Annotated in this window: 15 protein-coding genes; 10 read left to right on the top strand and 5 right to left on the bottom strand. The window is 67.8% G+C overall.

Translation table 11 applies throughout. The features are described from left to right. The first annotated feature begins 22 nt into the window (after positions 1–22). Positions 23–493 carry a hypothetical protein gene (locus HDA39_RS00245; RefSeq protein ID WP_184793226.1) on the top strand — a complete coding sequence of 157 codons (471 nt, stop codon included), beginning with the start codon at positions 23–25 and terminating at the stop codon, positions 491–493. Positions 494–583: 90 nt separating this feature from the next. Here the strand turns inward: HDA39_RS00245 and HDA39_RS00240 are convergent, their stop codons facing one another. The 4 genes from HDA39_RS00240 to HDA39_RS00225 form a co-directional block, all read right to left on the bottom strand. Beyond that, complete coding sequence (locus HDA39_RS00240; protein ID WP_184793225.1) at positions 584–1579, bottom strand: ferritin-like domain-containing protein; 996 nt, start codon at positions 1577–1579, stop codon at positions 584–586. Positions 1580–1706: 127 nt separating this feature from the next. After that, positions 1707–2234 (bottom strand): DoxX family protein, encoded by a 528-nt coding sequence (locus tag HDA39_RS00235; protein ID WP_184793224.1) that lies wholly within the window; start codon positions 2232–2234, stop codon positions 1707–1709. Between the two features lie 114 nt (positions 2235–2348). Further along, entirely contained in the window at positions 2349–3026 is a 678-nt protein-coding gene (locus HDA39_RS00230; RefSeq protein WP_184793223.1) for a hypothetical protein, read from the bottom strand. Between the two features lie 76 nt (positions 3027–3102). Next, positions 3103–4878, bottom strand: a complete 1776-nt coding sequence (locus HDA39_RS00225) for a cytochrome c biogenesis protein DipZ (RefSeq protein ID WP_184793222.1) — start codon at positions 4876–4878, stop codon at positions 3103–3105. A gap of 145 nt (positions 4879–5023) precedes the next feature. On the opposite strand from HDA39_RS00225, the gene HDA39_RS00220 reads away from it, so the two are divergent. After that, positions 5024–5824 carry a hypothetical protein gene (locus HDA39_RS00220; protein ID WP_184793221.1) on the top strand — a complete coding sequence of 267 codons (801 nt, stop codon included), beginning with the start codon at positions 5024–5026 and terminating at the stop codon, positions 5822–5824. A gap of 84 nt (positions 5825–5908) precedes the next feature. Here HDA39_RS00220 and HDA39_RS00215 read toward each other — a convergent pair whose 3' ends face one another. Further along, positions 5909–8329 (bottom strand): glycoside hydrolase family 10-like protein, encoded by a 2421-nt coding sequence (locus HDA39_RS00215; RefSeq protein ID WP_184793220.1) that lies wholly within the window; start codon positions 8327–8329, stop codon positions 5909–5911. A 248-nt stretch (positions 8330–8577) separates the two neighbouring features. Here HDA39_RS00215 and HDA39_RS00210 point away from each other — a divergent pair, with 248 nt between their 5' ends. From HDA39_RS00210 to HDA39_RS00175, 8 genes are all read left to right on the top strand, one after another. Continuing rightward, a complete protein-coding gene (locus HDA39_RS00210) occupies positions 8578–9915 on the top strand; it encodes an ABC transporter substrate-binding protein (RefSeq protein WP_184793219.1) in 1338 nt (445 codons plus the stop codon). Between the two features lie 73 nt (positions 9916–9988). After that, on the top strand, positions 9989–10858 hold the full coding sequence (locus tag HDA39_RS00205) for a carbohydrate ABC transporter permease (RefSeq protein ID WP_184793218.1): 870 nt from the start codon (positions 9989–9991) through the stop codon (positions 10856–10858). Continuing rightward, positions 10858–11781 carry a carbohydrate ABC transporter permease gene (locus tag HDA39_RS00200; RefSeq protein ID WP_184793217.1) on the top strand — a complete coding sequence of 308 codons (924 nt, stop codon included), beginning with the start codon at positions 10858–10860 and terminating at the stop codon, positions 11779–11781. The genes HDA39_RS00205 and HDA39_RS00200 overlap by 1 nt, the downstream gene beginning before the upstream one ends. Continuing rightward, positions 11778–12533 (top strand): GntR family transcriptional regulator, encoded by a 756-nt coding sequence (locus HDA39_RS00195; protein ID WP_184793216.1) that lies wholly within the window; start codon positions 11778–11780, stop codon positions 12531–12533. Before HDA39_RS00200 ends, HDA39_RS00195 begins: the two co-directional genes overlap by 4 nt. Next, entirely contained in the window at positions 12530–13447 is a 918-nt protein-coding gene (locus tag HDA39_RS00190) for an ROK family protein (RefSeq protein WP_184793215.1), read from the top strand. The genes HDA39_RS00195 and HDA39_RS00190 overlap by 4 nt, the downstream gene beginning before the upstream one ends. Continuing rightward, complete coding sequence (locus tag HDA39_RS00185; RefSeq protein ID WP_184793214.1) at positions 13444–14889, top strand: DUF4127 family protein; 1446 nt, start codon at positions 13444–13446, stop codon at positions 14887–14889. Before HDA39_RS00190 ends, HDA39_RS00185 begins: the two co-directional genes overlap by 4 nt. Then, complete coding sequence (locus tag HDA39_RS00180) at positions 14886–16589, top strand: FAD-dependent oxidoreductase (protein WP_184793213.1); 1704 nt, start codon at positions 14886–14888, stop codon at positions 16587–16589. The genes HDA39_RS00185 and HDA39_RS00180 overlap by 4 nt, the downstream gene beginning before the upstream one ends. Continuing rightward, on the top strand, positions 16589–17326 hold the full coding sequence (locus HDA39_RS00175; RefSeq protein ID WP_184793212.1) for an N-acetylmannosamine-6-phosphate 2-epimerase: 738 nt from the start codon (positions 16589–16591) through the stop codon (positions 17324–17326). Before HDA39_RS00180 ends, HDA39_RS00175 begins: the two co-directional genes overlap by 1 nt. The last annotated feature ends 101 nt before the right edge of the window (positions 17327–17427 follow it).

The following is a 17427-nucleotide window of genomic DNA, read 5'->3' as shown; positions in this document are numbered from 1 at the left end:
TCCGCTCTCGTAGCCTCGCAACATGAGGACGGATGCGCGGGAGGTGCGTCTTGGTGCCGACCGACTCACACCCGACGCCGACCAAAGTGGTGACCGTCAAATTCATGTCGGCCAGCGCATCATGCAGCGCGAGTACGGCCGCGGAACCGTTGTCCTGTTCACCGAATGCCTCCTGCAGGCAGTTGCGGAGGTCGAGTGGTACACGGTCCGCCTCGAGGACCTCGGCAAGCGCGGCACGGTCGAGGACCCGCTGATGTGGTGGGCCGACTGCCGGCACTGCCACCACCGAATCACCCGTATCGACGACGATCACGGTGTCTGGATGCACTGCGCCGTCAACGGCCTGCCCCTCGGGTTCGGGGGCGGACGAGGATGCCGCACCGCATCCTTCGATCGCGACGGTGATTGGAACGACGCTCTGCCAAGCGGCAAGTACGCGACCCCGAAGAGGGGCACGTTCACCCACGTCGTACCGCTGTTCATCAGGCGATAGCCGACAACTCAACGACCCTTGAGGATGCTGCGGGCCTCGTCCACCTGGACGAGGCCCGCAGTCGTACCGGTACTCAGCCGATCGGAACCGTCAGTTCGCCCGGCTGGTGTTGATGGAGCCGTTGACGCCGGCCGGGAAGAAGCCGCCCTTGGTGGCCTTCTTCGGGGTCAGGTAGACGATGTTGAGGACCTGGTCGGCGCCGCGGCTGAAGGCGATGCCGTTGGCGTCGGTCGGGACGATGTTGGTCTTGCCCTGGTAGGTGACGCCTTGGTCGAGGTCGGTCTTGCCGTCGAGGCTGTCGCGGGCGTTGGAGATGGCCACCGAGGGAACCTCCAGGCCGGCTGCGACCAGGCTGGTGCGGATGTTGGCTGCGTGGTAGGCCTCGACCGCGAGGATGCCGGCTGCTGCTTCCAGGAATGTCTTGTTGGTGATGAGCGGCGCGGCGCCCTTGTAGGCGGTGACGCCGACGTCTTCGAACACGTATGCGGCGAGCAGGAAGTTGTTCTCGTTGGCGTAGGCGTCGAATTTCTGGCCAGGCTTGATCAGCCCGGCGGCAGTCGCCGCGGCGGTGAAGGCCGCGTCGATGTCGATCGCCGGCCGCGCGACAGCCGCCTTACCGAGTGCCTTGCGCAGGAACCGGACGTGAGCGACCTCGTCGGCGGCGATCTCGTCGGCGTACGCCTTGACCGCCTTGGTCTGGAACTTGACCTTGCGGCCACCGCGAACGATCCCCAGCTTGCCCTTGCCCAGCACGTCGAGGGCGGACAGGCCGTAGCCCCGAACGGCGCGCAGGTAGAACTCCGCTTCCAGGTACTCCAGGTTCAGCGCGAAGTTCAGCACCGCGCCGTCACTCGGCTGACCACCCGGGTGGTGGTTCTCGCCCAGGCCGAGATCCAGGTCGAGGTCCAGACCAAGGGGGCCCGAGTCGGCAGCCGCCGGGTTGAGTACGCTGCCGGCCAGAAGGCCACCGCCGGCCAGCCCTACGCCGGCCGTGGTGACACCGGCAGCCCGCAGGAACTTGCGCCGGTCGACGCCGTTCTCGGCACTACGGTCGATCGCGTTACGGATGAACAGTTTGTCGAACATGTCCTTCTCCGAAGTCGAGTTCCGCCCGGCCGAGCGGCCACGGCGGCGCCCAGCGAGTCGCACCCAGACTACGCAGGGGGCGAGCCGCTGTCCGGAGCCATTCGGCGCACGAGCAGCCGTGGATCGGTCAAACCCGCATGTCGGTTCGATTCGCCTCGGCGATCCCCTCGCTGGAGCTCTCCGGCCGCGTGATCCGGGCACCGCGGAAACGAGTGGCGATCACCATCGCCGCAGCCACCAGGATCAGGTCCTTCAGTACGTACTGCCCCTCCAACGTCGGCGCATGATGAGGTCCGCTGAACAGACGGCCGGGCAGCATCACCAGCGGCGACAAGATCCCCAACAACTGAACGGCCAACAAGTAGATCGTCAATCGCAACCCCCGGCCGATGAGCAGGCCAATCCCGATCAGGCACTCCAGCGTCGCCGTTAGCACCAAAGCGAGCGACGCGGGAATCAGACCGAAGCTGAGCAGGTCGATCGTCGTCACAACGAGCCCTTCTGCCGGACTCGCCCCGGGGAAGAACTTCAGCAGCCCGAATCCGACGAAGACCGCGCCCATACTGACCCGCAGCACGGTGATCGCATGCCGAACCAACCAACCATGGACATAACCCTCGAACCGGATCAACAGTGCGTTCAGTGACGACAGCATGACTCGTAGTTCGGAACCAACTGCTCCGCGGCTGGGTGCGCGGCAGAGGCAATCTGCGATCCAGTCGCATCTTTCCTGGCGCCGACCTCGTGTCGCCGAGCGCACGGCGAAGCGTCAATCGGAGTCATCACCGGGCTGATTAGACGACAGCGCCGCGATTCGCCGGCGGAGAAGCCGCGGCTGGAACAGCAGGTACACAAAGGTCGCAGCACCGCACAACGGCAGGACCACTCCCAACCAGTCTCCGTCGTCATCGAGGAGGCTCAGCACCGAGCTCAGTCCGAGAAACACCGCCCCTACGATGAGGGTCACCCGAGCCCATCGTCTGTCCGCCTGCGCGACCTGCCGACGGGCGAACTCCACCGCGGCCGCCCGGACTGACGGATCGTCAGGGATCGGACCCCACTGGGCCGCACGCAGTGCGAGTCCGCGCTGCTTCCGGTCCAACGCGCCCCCTTCGACCGGTGCCATCAGTCGCTTCATTCTCCGGTTGACGAGGCCCATCGCAAGACCGAACGCCGGGGCAGTGGCTCCTCCTGCGATCAGCGCAGCACTCCAGTTCTCGCCCATGAGGAACCTCGTGGCCAGGCCGAACAGCACGCCGTACGCCAGTCCGGACAGAAGCCCGACCAACCAGTTGGAGGCATCGAGAAGGTGGCTGCGCATGATGCATTGTCGTGGATTCAGCTGCCGCAGGCCGACCTCTTCGGTGTGGTTGCAGCTTTTGTCACAACGGTCGCCAGGCCGAGCGATCAGCCCGCTGCCCCTGTGTTCCGAGGAAGAACTCGGCACCGGCGCCCGGTACGCCGGTACGGCGCACCTCGGCCTGCGCGTTTGACCGTTGCCACCGGCAAGAAAGCGATGCGGATCACCCGAAGGCGAAGGTGAAGGCCGAGATGCCGGCACTGTAGGTCAAGGTCATCGTCTTGCGCTCCACCGCGGACTTGTTGACCAGCTCGTAGGCGTTCGGCGTACCGGAGACCTGGATGGTCTTGTCGGGCTCACCCGCGATCGAGACCGTGACGGTGCCTTGGCCGGACAGCACGTGGTAGACCTTCGCGGCGTTGTAGTTGAGCCGCGCCTGGGATCCCTTGGACGAGGTGACGTCCTGAGGACCGACGAGCCAATTGCCGCCGAGGCTGTAGGTGTCGTCGGGCTGCGCCGCGTTGAGACCGAACGCCGTCGGCGTGTTGCGCGGCACAAGCTTGCCGGTGCCCTTCATGTTGGTCGACCGGGCGTAAGCCAGATAAGTCTCCGGCGTCCGGCCGTCCATCCCGACATCGGCCTTCACCGTCCCGTCGACCGGCGCCGGCAGCTTCACGCCGGGATTCGCGGCGGTGAGCAGTTCGCGGATCTGGTTCTCGGTCTGGTCGTACGAGCCTTCACCGAACTTGATCGACCGGACCGTGCCCTGGGCATCGATCAGGTACTTGGCCGGCCAGTACTGATTGCGGTACGCCGTCCAGGTGGCCAGGTTGTTGTCCTGGACGACCGGGTAGGTGATCTTTTCCTTGCGAATCGCGGACTGCACATTGCCCGCCGACTTCTCGAACGCGAACTCCGGCGAGTGCACCCCGACGATCTCCAGGCCGAGCGACTTGTACGCCTTGTCCCAGGCGAGCAGATGCGGGGTCGCGCGCTGGCAGTTGATGCAGGAGTACGCCCAGAAATCGATCAGGACGACCTTGCCCTTAAGCCCTGCCAGCGTCACCGGCGCGCTGTTGAACCACTGCTGCGTCCCGGTGAAGGCGGGCGCCGTACCGCAGGACGCGAGCTCGGCCGCACCGGGCTTGCACTTGGCCAACTCTTCACCGCCGGCGCCGAGGGCCGGCGCGAGAGCGCCTTGCACGGTTTCGTTCTCGGCAACCTTCTTCTCCAGCCCGCTGGTGTAGCTGGGCAGCGAGCGCTGGATGACGTCGGTGATGTTGAAGGCCAGCGCGACTGCGAGGGCGATCATCACGATGCCGCCGCCGATGCGGAAGCCGCGGGCGTGGTCGCGGTAGGCCTTCACTCGCTGCGAGATCCGCGAGCCGGCCGAGGCGAAGAACAGCAGCGGCAGCGCCGCACCCATCGCGAAGGTCACGGTCAGTACGACGGTCCGCCAGCCGACGTTGCCAGTTGCACCCGCGACAGTGATCGCCGCGAGCACCGGGCCTGCGCACGGCACGTACAATGTTCCGAGCCCGAGCCCCAGGACGAACGGGCCGCTGTTGTTCTTGTTGATCTTCGGCAGCCGGTAGAAGGGCTTCTCGATCCAGTGCCCGAGGGCCGGGAAGATCAGGCCGAGGCCGACCAGCGTCAGGATGGTCAAGCCGCCCCAGCGCAGGAAGTTATCCGGCAGGCCCAGCGCGGACAGGATGACCGAACCGGCCAGCGTGAAGACAGTGAAGCTCACCACGATCCCGGCGATGATCTTCAGCGGCCGGAAGTCCCGTGGCGGCTTGCCGACCTCGACCTCATCGACGAGCACGTCGCCGTCCGCCGATCCTTCCGCGGTCGAGCGGCCGCGCTTCGAAGCAGCACCGTTGTCCGCAGGTTTCCCAGCGGTTCCGGCGAAAAAGATGATCGGCAGCATCGGCAGCACGCACGGCGAGACGCCGGTGATCAGCCCGCCCAGCAGTCCGATCAGAGCGAGGGTGAGCATCGGGGATCTCCATCCATCGAGCAGAGCGGTCCCCCGTACTTCGACGCCACGACCGGCGACGGACGGGCCGCGCGGGCATTACGTTCCGCGAACGCGGCCCGATCCCGCGCATCCGACTCCGCATCTGCGGCGAATCGAGCCTAAATTGGACTTACCTGCGGAAGAAGAATGTATGGGCGACACTGGTCTCCTCATCGACCACCGGATCCGCAACGAGCTAGGCGACCGCCTGTACGCCGTACTGAAGAGCTTGTGGCCGGTCACCTGCCAGACCTGCCGACGAGCCCTCGGCGGAGGCCAACACACCCTGGCCGTTGAGCAGTTCGGGGTCGTGGCGCAAGCCACCCTCCACCATCCGGGCTGCCGCGAATCGCGATGGATTCTCAGATCGACGATGCCGGTCACTCCCCCAGCCACGGTGGTCCACCGCACCGGAACCTTCCTTGCACCCGGGAACCACGGCAATCCCGATGCGGCCAGAGCCGTCGTGCTGCTGAACCCCGGCCTGGAGCGGGTCTTGCTGATCCGCGAGGCGCCGATCGGTCACTGGCGAGTCGCCCTCAACCGCGGCTTCGAGACAGCCGGTCTGGTCCCCGGGGCACGGCTCGACCTCGACCGCCCTGTCTTCGGTGCCGTCGCGGTGCTGCGACCACGATCAGTCGTGATCACCTTCGATCATCCGGACATCACGCCGTACGAGGCCGACGTCGACGACGAAACCCGGCAGCTGATCGAAGCCCGTGCTGGGCTCCTCCTGGCCGTCACCCACGCCCTCCATCCCCGCACCCTCGCCGGACCGGACGCCATCGAACCGGTCATCCAGGGCGACCGTTCCCTGATGGGCTGGATCGAACTCAACTCCGCCCACAGCGGCGCCGCTCAGCGCAACTGGGTAAGGGATCGAAGGCCGACTCGAGGAGGTGTCCACCGCCTGTGGCTGTGCTGAGGCAGGCGAACCGGCACCGGCGGCACCCATCCATTCATCCATCCATCCATCCGGGTCGGGTGCCGCCGGTGCGCCGTTGACGAGTTAGCTCGAGCGGCGGATCCAGCGTTGGTACATGTCGAGATCACGGAGAACTCGTGCTGCGTAACCGGGCTGGACGGTCGCGTCGGCCTGGATCACCTTGGTCGCGCTGGTGATCGCGGCAACTGCTCGGTCGGGTTTGCCGAGTCGTAGCCAGCGGTCGGCGGCTTGGAGGTCGTGCCGGAGCTGGCGGCCCGCCTTGGTGGAGACACAGGTGCCGTCGGCCTTCGTTACTCCGCGGCCGGTGTAGGCGAGGCCGGCCCGTGCCGCAGCGACGAGATCCTGGTGCGGGACGAGCGCCTTGGTCCGGAAGACTCCCTCGGTCAGCGCGATGGACTGTGGGGCGGAGAGCTGGTTGTAGGCGAAGAGCGCCGCGCCGTCCGCGCCGGCGTCACGGACCGCTTGGACCTGCTCGACGATCACGTCGGGAGTCGAGGAGCGGAAGGGCCCGTACGTGGCCGTGTACAGCAGATTGCCGGTGCCGACCGCGTCGCGCATCAGCTTGGTCTCCTCGGCCACCGATTCACCAGAGGTGCCGAATGACATCCCGGTGAGGAAATCGACGTAGCCCTTGTCGACCCAGTCGTCCCAGTTCTGGAACTTCTTCGCCAGACCGTCCGAGGGATTCGGGAAGACCGCCGCCGAGACCGGCAGGTCGGGCGCCACCGATCGCTGCATCTCGCGCACCTCGGCGACGAACGTGGTGACCTGCTTCTCGCGCCACTGGTTCCAGGTGGTCCACAGCTCGTCCGCAGGGGTCAGGGTGTAAGGGTCGGCCCCGTGCTCGCGTTGGAACGCCTGCCGGCTGTGGTCGGAGTACGAGTAGGACGCGGTCTGCCAGGGGAGCGAGACCGGGTAGCGGATGTAGTCCAGGTGGAGGCCGTCGACGGCGTACTTGGTGAGGATCTCCTCGAACACGGAGCGAACGTAGTTGCGCGCGGCGGGGATTGCCGGGTCGACGAAGTAGTAGCCGGGCTCCTGCGACGACGGTTGAGGGCCGGACTTCCCGACGTCTTCCCGCTCGACGGCTGCCCACTCCGGATGGGCGGTCAGGACGGGGCCCGGGCCGCCGTTCTCGTTGACGGCCTGGGCACCCACGAAGAACGTGTGTACCCACGGGTGCAGCTCCATGCCACGGGCGTGCGCACCGTCGATCCAGTGCTTCAAGGGATCGAAGCCCACCATCTCCGGCCGCTGCCGCGCGATCCCGTGGCGGGTCGCGACCTCACTGGGGTAGATCGTGTAGCCCTGCCAGACCGTCTCGAGGAAGACGATGTTGATCCCCGCGGTGGTCAACCGGTCCAGGGTCTTGTCGATCTGTGCGGGGGTCGTCTCGACGGGGCGCACCCAGATGCCGCGGCCTTCGACCGGCCGGGACTCTCGCGTGCGGTACCAACCGAGGTCGGCGGCTGTCCGGGAGTTCTCGGCCAGGCTGACGGCACGGTCGGTGTCGCCGCCCTCGGCAGCCGATCGCGCCTGGGCCAGGAGGGCAGTGGCCTCGTTGGTGGTCGACTGGGCCGAGTCCACCGGGAAGTCGAGGCAATCGGCGCCGGACCGGGCCAGGCCCTGTCGAGCGCGGGTGACGGACTGTTCGGCGCCGTAGATGTAGGTCTGAGCGTCCACGATGATGGTGACCTCGCCTCCATCGAGCGTGACCTTCGCGCCGAGTACGGCGTTGCTGGACAGCCAGTTGCCGCGACCACCGTGTCCAGACAGAACGAAGCCGTCCCTCGGGATATCGCGGTTGTTGCCGCCACGGGCGACCACTCGGCCGTTGACGACGTCCACCTCGAATCCGAAGTCGTTCGTTCCGGTGCGCGCACCGGATGCCGCCGTGTAGGCGATCAGCTGTTCACCGCCACGGCAGCCCGGGTAGCACCTGCCGGTGGCGGGATCGACGCCTGGCGGGTTGTTTGCCACGGTGGGATCGATCGCGTCGAGCGTGGCGGTGACGGTGCGGATCAGCAGATCGGCCAGTCGGATCAGCTCGCCTGCCTGAACGTGGTCCCGGAGGAACAGGCGGACATCGGGAGTACCGCCCGGCGAGGCGGACAGCACGAGTCCGTCGACCGGGATCGCGTTGTTGCCCGGACTGGCGCACGGGTCGAAGGCGGTGCAGACGCTGTCGACCCGGTAGGTCCCGGGCTCGGCCGTCTCCCGCAGGACCGCCTCACCGCCGTACTGGTTGGTCTTGGTGCTGGCGCCGAAGTCCGGCGTGTAAAGGGCGAACGAGCCGGCGGTCCGGCTGGACGGGTTGATGGCCGTGATCGCCTGCGTTGTGCCGTCGGCCGCAACGGCACGAGGCCCGCTGCCACCCGGATCGTTGGCGCGGGCGGCCGGGACAAGCAGCGAAATCATCGACAGCGCGAGTGCTGTCGCGGTCAGTGCGTGCCGGGCGGGCCGGCTCGATCGTCGTCCGAACATGGTGTCGTCGACTTTCTGTGCGTGGGGCAGGGCAAGGCCAATCGTGACCCAAGTGGTACGGACAAGTAAACCCTCAAGAGCGACCTTCCGTCGGATGCCGCCCGCAATCGCTGCTGTTAGCGGGGTTGTGGGGTTGACGTCGGGTAGGAACCGTCAGAGACTGGTACGGACCACTTGGTGTGACGGTGTGGTCATCTTCGTCCGGCAACCCGCAGTCGGACGGCCATCCTTCGCTGACAGGAGCACCCATGAACAGAATTCGGGTACGGCCCGGGCGGCGCACTCGCCTCGGCGCTGCCGTGACCGCGATCGCGCTGGCGCTGGGAGGATGTGGCCTGGGCTCCGGGGAAAACCCCGGCGCCGCCTCCGGCCCGGCGGAGCTCAGCGGCGAACTGAAGGGGACGATCACCTTCCAGACGCTCCAGCTCAAGCCCACCTTCACCGACTACATCAATGGTGTGATCGCGCGCTTCGAGGAAGCTCACCCGGGCACGGAGATCAACTGGGTCGACATCCCGTTCCAGGGTGCGCAGGAGAAACTGACCACCGACGCCACGGCCGGCACCCTGCCCGACGTGGTGAACTTGAACCCCAACTTCGCCCAGCCACTGGAGCAGAAGAAGCTGTTCCTCGACCTGGCGAAGGTCGCCGGTGACGTCAAGGACGACTACGTTCCAGGCGCGTGGGACGCCTTCAAGGTCCCCGGCGCTGACGGCGCGTACGGCTTCCCGTGGTACCTGACCTCCGAGGTCACGATGTACAACGCCGACCTCTTCGCCAAAGCCGGCCTGGACCGTGACAAGCCGCCCACCACGGTGCAGGAGCTCGAGCAGTACGCCGTGAAGCTCGCCGCCGCCGGTCGGGGCCAGTTCTACGGGCTGCACCCGGCCCTGGAGAACTCATTCGTCACCACCCTCGCCAAGCTCGGGGTGCCGCTGCTGAACGAGCAGGGCACCAAGTGGACGTTCAACACTCCGGAGGCCGTGCGGTATGTCGAGCAGCTCAAGGCGCTGTACGACGCCAAGGCGGTACCGGCGGACTCGTTGACCCAGGACCACTCCAAGGAGATCGAGGCGTACCAGGCGGGCAAGATCGCGCTGTTCCCGAGCGGGCCGAACTTCTTGACCATCGTGAAGGAGAACGCCCCGAAGGTGGCGGCGGTGACCAAGGTCGGCCCGCAGATTACCGGGCCCGGCGGCACGCCGAACATGTCGGTGATGGGCCTGCTGGTGCCGGCCGCCAGCAAGTATCAGAAGCTCGCGGTCGAATTTGCCAAGTTCATCACCAACGCCGAGAACCAGTTGGCGTTCGCCAAGATCGTCACGATCCTGCCCTCGACCACCGCTTCGCTGAAGGACCCGTACTTCACCGACACCTCCGATGGGAGCGTGGAGTCCCAGGCGCGGAAGATCTCCGCCGAGCAGATCGCCAAGGCCAGGAATCTCGTTCCGCTGCAGTTCGACGACCGGGTGAAGAAGGTCGTGATCGGCAAGGTCCAGCTGGCGATGCAGGGCAAGCTGTCCGCCAAGGACGCCCTCGACCAGGCCGTTGACGAGAGCAACCAGATCCTGGCGAACAACGGCTGAGGCCGGCGGCGCGCCGGTCCACGGCGCCGCACCGTCTCTTCTCCGCAGTCAGGTCCGAGGATCGGAGTACTTCATGACCGGACGCCGTTGGTACACACCGTGGCTGTTCCTGGCGCCGGCGCTGCTGATCGCCGCGACGTTCTCAATCGGCCCGTTCGCCAACACGGCGGTGCTGGCCTTCACCAATGCCAAGGCGCTGGGCGGTGGGCACTTCACCGGACTGGCGAACTTCATCCGGATGGGTCAGGACGACACCTTCTGGCTGGCGATGGGAAACACCGCCCTGTACGTCGTGGTATGCGTCCCGTTGCTGGTCACCTTGCCGTTGCTGCTGGCACTCCTGGTACAGCGACAGGTCCCCGGGATCGGGTTCTTCCGGGCCGTGTTCTACTCCCCCGTCGTCGCCTCGATGGTGGTCGTCGGTCTGGTCTGGACCTGGCTGCTGCAAAGCGACGGCCTGGTCAACTGGGTGCTGCAGAGTCTGCAGGTCATCAGCGGCCCGCTGCCGTTCCTCACCGACGCCCAGCTACTGCTCTTCAGCGCGATGTTCGTGACGGTCTGGAAAGGACTCGGCTATTACATGGTGGTCTACCTCGCCGCGCTGGCCAACGTGCCGGCCGAGCTGCACGAGGCCGCCGCGCTGGACGGCGCCGGCGAAGTACGACGTTTCTGGTCGATCACGGTGCCCACCATCCGGTCGACGATGTTGCTGGTCGGCATCTTGTCGGTGATCGCTTCGGCGAAGGTGTTCGCCGAGATCTACGTGATGAGCAACGGCTCGGGCGGCCCGGGCGGTCAGTCCCAGTCGCTGGTCTTCCGGATCCGGGACGTCGGCCTGGGCCTGGCCGGCGAGACCGGGTACGCCTCGGCGATGAGCCTCGTGCTGTTCATCTGCACCGTCGGGTTCTCGATCATTTTCTTCCGGATGAGCAGGGAGCGCTGATGAGCAACTCGACCGCAAGCTCTTCTGAAACCACCGTCGAGGCCGAGAGGCCCCGGCACGCGGGAGACCGCGACCCGGCACCCGGCCGTCCGCGGCGCCGCCGTGGGGTGGCCGGTCTGGCCCTGCGTTACCTGTTGCTGTGCGTCGGTTTCGTCTTCCTGGCCGGGCCGTTCCTGTGGCAGCTGTCGACGTCGCTGAAGGGCCCGACCGAGAACATCTTCGACTATCCTCCCCAGCTGATCCCGGCGCATCCGACGTTGCAAAACTTCGCCGAGGTGGCCGACACCATTCCCGTCTGGCAGTTCGCGGGCAACTCGCTGATGGTGGCGGTGGCCGCCGCCACGACGAACTGCTTGTTCGGCAGCATGGCCGGCTACGCCCTGGCCCGGATGAAGTTTCGGGGCCGGACGGCGGCGTACTGGCTCTTCCTGTCCACCATGGTCATCCCCTTCGAGGTCATCATGGTGTCGGTGTTCCTCACCGCGCGGTCACTCGGCCTGGTCGACACCCTCGCTGGGGTGATCCTGCCGACCGCGGTGACCGGTCTGTCGATCCTGCTGATGCGCAACGCCTTCCTCGCGCTGCCCCGTGAGCTGGAGGAGGCCGCCATCCTGGACGGCACCTCGGAGTGGCAACGGTTCTGGCGGGTCGCAATGCCCTCGGTCCGTGGCACGCTCAGCGTCGTGGCCATCTTCAGCTTCATGTTCGCCTGGGACGACTTCTTGTGGCCCCTGATCGTGCTGAAGAATCCCGACAACTACACCCTCACGGTGGGAATCCAGTACCTGTCCGGCACATTCACCTCCAACCAGCGGGTGATCGCGGCCGGCACCATGATCGCCCTCATCCCCCTGCTGGCACTGTTCTTCAGCTTGCAGAAATACTTCTTCCGCGGCGTCGGCGAAGGGGCGGTCAAGGGATGACGACACAGACAACGCAGGCCGGTAACGGCGCCGGCGCGAAGGGCACCCGGCAGACGAAGTACCAGGAGCTGCGTCAACTACTGCGCGTGGAGCTGTCCAAACTCCTGCCGCACGACCCGCTGCCGAGCGAGCGCGAGCTGATGGCCACGTACGGAGTGTCCCGGATGACGGTGCGCCAGGCCTTACGGCTGCTCACCGACGACGGCCTGGTCTACCGGGTCCACGGCTCGGGAACCTTCGTGGCAGACCCCACCACCGTGGTGAAGTCGCTTCGCCTGACCTCCTTCAGCGAGGACATCTCTGCCCGCAGGATGACCCCGGGCTCCCGGCTGCTGACCCACGAACGGCTCGAGGCCGACGCCGGCATCGCGCAAGACCTGAACCTGCCCCCCGGCGACCCGGTGCTGCACCTGGAACGGCTGCGCACCGCGGACGGCGTGCCGATGTGCCTCGAAAACGTGTGGCTGCCGGCCGCGCTGCTGCCCGACCTCGACGACAGGGTCCTCGGCGATTCCTTGTACCAGCTGCTCGACGAGGCAGGTTCGGCTCCGGACCGCGCGGACCAGCACATCCGCGCCACCGTCCTCAATACCCGCGAAGCCGAGCTCCTCGGCGTCCCGCCGTACTCCGCGGCGCTGTTGATGACCCGGATCACCTACGACACCGCCGGGCGCGCGATCGAACGCGCGCGTGGCCTCTACCGAGCCGACCGGTACGACGTCCAGGTCACCGTCACCAGGAGCGGTACGTGAGCCCCGACGCCGCGGTTGCGGGCGTCGACATCGGCGGCACCAAGCTCGTCGCCGCGCTGATCTCGGCCGACGCGACGATCGTCGTCCGCGCCACCGCGACCACGCCTGCGTCGAACGGACCCAGCGCTGTCCTGGCCGCCGTGACCGCTTTGGTGCGCCAGGTCAGCGCCGGCCAGGACCTGGCGGCCGTCGGCGTCGGCACGGCCGGAGTGGTCGACCCCGACCGCGGGGTGATCGTCGGCGCCACCAACGCGATCGACGGATGGGCCGGAACGAACCTCGGCGAAGAACTTCGCGCACACCTCGGCGTACCGGTGCGTGCTGTCAACGACGTGTCCGCCTTTGCCTCTGCCGAGCACCACTACGGCGCCGCTCGCGGAGCCCGCGACGTGATTGCGGTGATGGTCGGCACCGGTGTCGGCGGCGCGCTCATAGTGAACGGTGCACCCGTGCACGGCCGGAACGCCGCGGCCGGACACCTGGGTCACCTCGAGGCTGCCGCGGCAAGCGGCCGGGCCTGCCCCTGCGGCCGTGACGGACACCTGGAGGCCGTCGCGTCAGGTCCAGCCATGACCGCAGAGTTCGCCCGCCGGTCCGGCGAGGAAGTCCGGGATCTGCGAGAGGTCGTACGGCGGGCTGATTCCGGCGACCTGGTGGCCCGGCAGGTCCTCGCCCAAGGTGCCGCCGCGTTGGGCGCAACTCTCGGTGGTCTGGTCAACACCCTCGACCCGGACGTCATCGTGCTGGGTGGCGGCGTGCTCGACTCCGGTGACGTGTTCAGCCGGCCGCTGGCTGACGCCCTTTCCGGCACCTTGATTCCAGCCGTCGGTGCGCCCTGCCTACGGCAAAGTCAACTTGGCGCCGACGCCGTGGTCATCGGTGCCGCGGCGATCGCTCGGGAGACCTTGTCATGAAGCGCCTCATCCTGCTGCCCCTGGACGAGCGGCCGGCCACCACCGCGCTACCCCAGCTGGTCGGGGCGGTGGCAGGCGTCCAGGTGGTTCTTCCGCCGGCTCATCTCCTGCCGCGGCTAAGGAGTCCCGGTGAGCGGGAAGACCTGGGGAAGTGGCTCGTGCAACAGGCACCGGGCGCGGCCGGCGCGGTAGTCGCACTCGAGACCCTCGGTCTGGGCGGCCTGCTCCCGTCACGGTTGGGCGCCGAGGGCCTGAGCCAGGTCCTCAACAGCTGGGAGGTGCTGCGTGAGCTGCGCGTACCGGTTCACGCCTCGGCCGTCGTGATGCGTACGCCGGACGCCGACGAGGCCTTCGAGGAGCCGGAGTACTACGCCCGGCACGGACGCGCGTTGCACGCCCTGTCGGCCGAGATGCACCGTGGCAGCGAGATACGCACACCCGTACCGGCAGCCGTGGCGGCCGACTTCTTCGGTCGCAGGTTACGCAATCACACTCTGAACCTCGCCGCCCTCAGCCTGGCGCAGCAGGGCATTCTCACCACGTTGGTCATCGGCGCTGACGACACCGCCCGCGCGGCGGTCGGAACTGCTGAACAGCAGTGGCTGGGCCGCTGGCGCGACTGGCTCGACCTCGGCCGTACGGTCCTGACCTACCCGGGCGCGGATGAGGTCGCGACCGTATTGACAGTGCGAGCGATCCTGCACGAAGCCGCCCTCACCTCACCCCGGGTAAAAGTGCATGCCGTGGCCGGACTGGACCGGGTTGCGCCGTACGAGAACGTGCCCGTCGGCGACACCGCGGCAGGCCAGATCGCGGCCGCCGGTGGGCAGCTCGTGGGTGACGACCGCGCCGATCTGCACCTGGTGATTCATCCACCAGCCCGGGGCGATGGCGATTTCAATCTGGACCCACCAGCCACGACGGACCTCAACGCTGCCGCCCTCACGGCAGAATTGGTCCTTGCGCTACTGGCGGCCGACGCACAAGTCGCGATCGCCGACTGCGCCTATCCGAACGGCGCCGACCCGGCCCTGATGGCCGCCCTCCGCGACCGGCTCGGAACAGGCTGGGACCGGCTGGCCGGCTTCGCGGGCTGGAACACAGCGGGAAACACCATCGGTACGGCGCTCGCACACGCGCTGGCCACCGTCGTCGGGCAGCGGCTGGGCAGCTTCGACCCGGCCGCCCACGCACGGCTGCTGCGCCACCGGCTACTGGAGGACTGGGGCTGGATGAGCTGCGCCCGTGCAGAGCTACGCGCGACCATCGGTAGCGACCCCGGCCATCACGACCATATCGACCCCGACTCGGCGGCGACTCGTGACGCGCATCGGCTGCTGGCCGAACGCCTCGCCGAGATCGACCCGGGCTGGCGGATCGAGAACGTCCGCTTCCCCTGGAACCGGACGTTCGAAATCGACTTCGAGGTGAACCCCGCATGAATGTGTCCGCTGATGTCGCAGTGATCGGTGGCGGCCTGGGCGGCTGCGCTGCCGCACTCGCCGCTGCCGGCCGGGGCTTGCGTGTCGTACTGACCGAGGCGACCGACCAGGTCGGCGGGCAGGTCACCAGCCAGTTGGTCAGTGCTCTGGACGAGCACCCCGACGTCGAAACCTTCCCCGGCACCGCGACCTACGGCGCGTTCCGCGACGCGGTCCGCACTGCCTCCGGCGGACAGCTCAACCCCGGGGAAGGCTGGGTCAGCCGGCTGTGCTTCGAGCCCGCTGTCGGCCGACGGGTGCTCGAAACCCTCCTGGACCAAGCCGGTGTCCGGGTCCTGACCGGCATCGCCTCCGCCGCTGTCACGCTCACCGCCGGATCCCTGCGCAAAGTCACCTTCACCGACGGCACAGTCGTCGAGGCAAGCCTGTTCTGCGATGCGACCGAGCTCGGCGACCTGCTCCCGCTGGCCGGCGCGCCCTGGGTGACCGGCTCGGAAGGGCCTGTGTTCGGCGAGGAGCATGCACTGGCGCAGCCCGACCCGCTGGCCATGCAGGCCTGTACGTGGTCCTTCGTGGTCGAACATGTTCCCGGAGCTACCTTCGAGCCCGTACGCCGTCCCGGGTCCTACCACCGGTGGGCCGACCGGTTCGCCTTCGACGTGCCCGGATGGGACGGCCGGACCCACCGGTTCCGCATGTTCGTCGACGGACCCGACGGGCGGCCGCCGTTCTGGAGCTACCGTCGGCTGAGCCACGACCCTGACGTGGCGCTGATCAACTGGGTCTCCAACGACTACGCCGACGCCTCCTTGGTGCACGAACCGGAACGAGCCAGGCGCGAGTCCCGCGAGCAGTCGCTCAGCTTCCTGCACTGGCTCCAGACCCAAGCTCCCCATGACGACGGCTCGGGAGCCGGCTTCCGGTCCCTCCGGCTCGCGCCGGCCGTGGCCGGCACCGCGGACGGGTTGGCCGCGTTCCCCTATGTCCGCGAGTCCCGGCGGCTGCGAACCGCCGGCCCGGTCCGTGGTACCGACCTCGCGCCAGTGCCGGGGCGGGCCCGCGCGAAAGCCATGCCGGACGCGGTCGGAGTGGCGCAGTACCACATCGACTTCCACCCGCGCGTCGGTCACCCGGACACCGTGTACGCCGCGACCGCGCCCTTCCAGATACCGATGCGCGCCCTCATCGCCGACCGGCCGGTGAACCTGCTGGCCGCCGCGAAGAATCTCGCTGCCACCCAGGTCGCGGCGGCCGCCTACCGAGTGCACAGTGCCGAGTGGTCGGTCGGAGAGGCCGCAGGGACGCTTGCGGCGTACTGTGCGGCGCGCGGGCTCACGCCGGCGACCGTGCTGGACCAGCCCGGCCACCGCCTCGCCGTACAACGGGCACTGGTCGTCGGCGGTGCGGCGATCGCCTGGACAACTGACATCCCGCCGAGCGACCCGCTCTTTCCCGCGGCCCAACTGCTGACGGCCGCCGGCGGCCTGGCCGGCGAACGCCGGGAACGGCTCGAGGTGTGCCCGGAGGACCTGGCCGGCGATCGGGACCGCGCAACTCTGCATGCCGCCGGCGAACGACTCGCCGCCGGCCCCCTCCGTCCGCCGAACGTCGCCACAGCGACCGGGAGGACGACCTGGCGGGACCTGACCGCCGCGTACGCCGAGAAACTCGGCCTCACACACCCCGGAGGGACCACCTGATGACCGATTCGACGACGAGCGAGCCCAGGTCCGGTCCGACGCCGCGACCGGACCGGTCAGAGCTGCTGAACCGGCTTCAGGGTGGACTCGTCGTGTCGTGCCAGGCACTGCCCGGAGAGCCGCTGCACGGGCCCCGGATGATCGCGGCGATGGCGCGCTCCGCGGTGCTCGGTGGTGCCGCCGCCGTGCGGGTGAACAGCGTTGACGACATCGCCGAGGTCCGCGCCGCTCTCTCGGTTCCGGTCATCGGGCTGTGGAAGGACGGTGACTCGGGCGTCTACATCACCCCGACGCTGGACCACGCACTTGCCGTCGTGGCGGCCGGCGCCGACATCGTGGCCATCGACGCGACCGACCGGCCGCGTCCCGACGGCCGTACCCTGGCTGAGAACATCGATGAGCTGCACAAGCGCACCGATGCACTCGTTATGGCCGACGTGTCCAACTACCAGGAGGGTGTCGCCGCTGCCGCGGCCGGCGCCGATCTGGTCGGCACCACGCTGGCCGGCTACACCGGGGACGAGTCCGCTACAAGCGGACCCGACCTCCACCTGCTCGAGCAACTGGCGAAACAGCTGGAGATCCCGGTCCTGGCCGAGGGCAGGATCGACACTCCCGAACTAGCCGCGCAGGCCCTGGCCAGAGGAGCCTTCGCCGTCGTCGTCGGCACCGCGATCACTCGCCCCATCCTGATCACCGCCCGCTTCGCCCAAGCTCTCCAGAACCCCGCCACCTGAGCTGCCGCCAGGCGCCGTCCGTTCATCCACAGGATGGCTGGCTGGACGCCTTCGAGGAGTTGGCGGGGTCATGACGATGCGCTGGACCTGGTTGATGCTTC

This window comes from Kribbella italica (assembly GCF_014205135.1).
GTDB lineage: Bacteria > Actinomycetota > Actinomycetes > Propionibacteriales > Kribbellaceae > Kribbella > Kribbella italica.
Note: the sequence above shows the minus strand (reverse complement) of the source record. Positions and strands in the feature narration are given on the sequence as shown.

What these genes read in the sequence shown, in the direction of transcription:
- HDA39_RS00215 (WP_184793220.1), bottom strand. Translation starts at nt 8,329, where the DNA reads ATGTTCGGACGACGATCGAGCCGGCCCGCCCGGCACGCACTGACCGCG.
- HDA39_RS00245 (WP_184793226.1), top strand. Translation starts at nt 23, where the DNA reads ATGAGGACGGATGCGCGGGAGGTGCGTCTTGGTGCCGACCGACTCACA.
- HDA39_RS00210 (WP_184793219.1), top strand. Translation starts at nt 8,578, where the DNA reads ATGAACAGAATTCGGGTACGGCCCGGGCGGCGCACTCGCCTCGGCGCT.
- HDA39_RS00180 (WP_184793213.1), top strand. Translation starts at nt 14,886, where the DNA reads ATGAATGTGTCCGCTGATGTCGCAGTGATCGGTGGCGGCCTGGGCGGC.
- HDA39_RS00235 (WP_184793224.1), bottom strand. Translation starts at nt 2,234, where the DNA reads ATGCTGTCGTCACTGAACGCACTGTTGATCCGGTTCGAGGGTTATGTC.
- HDA39_RS00175 (WP_184793212.1), top strand. Translation starts at nt 16,589, where the DNA reads ATGACCGATTCGACGACGAGCGAGCCCAGGTCCGGTCCGACGCCGCGA.
- HDA39_RS00240 (WP_184793225.1), bottom strand. Translation starts at nt 1,579, where the DNA reads ATGTTCGACAAACTGTTCATCCGTAACGCGATCGACCGTAGTGCCGAG.
- HDA39_RS00205 (WP_184793218.1), top strand. Translation starts at nt 9,989, where the DNA reads ATGACCGGACGCCGTTGGTACACACCGTGGCTGTTCCTGGCGCCGGCG.
- HDA39_RS00200 (WP_184793217.1), top strand. Translation starts at nt 10,858, where the DNA reads ATGAGCAACTCGACCGCAAGCTCTTCTGAAACCACCGTCGAGGCCGAG.
- HDA39_RS00225 (WP_184793222.1), bottom strand. Translation starts at nt 4,878, where the DNA reads ATGCTCACCCTCGCTCTGATCGGACTGCTGGGCGGGCTGATCACCGGC.
- HDA39_RS00195 (WP_184793216.1), top strand. Translation starts at nt 11,778, where the DNA reads ATGACGACACAGACAACGCAGGCCGGTAACGGCGCCGGCGCGAAGGGC.
- HDA39_RS00185 (WP_184793214.1), top strand. Translation starts at nt 13,444, where the DNA reads ATGAAGCGCCTCATCCTGCTGCCCCTGGACGAGCGGCCGGCCACCACC.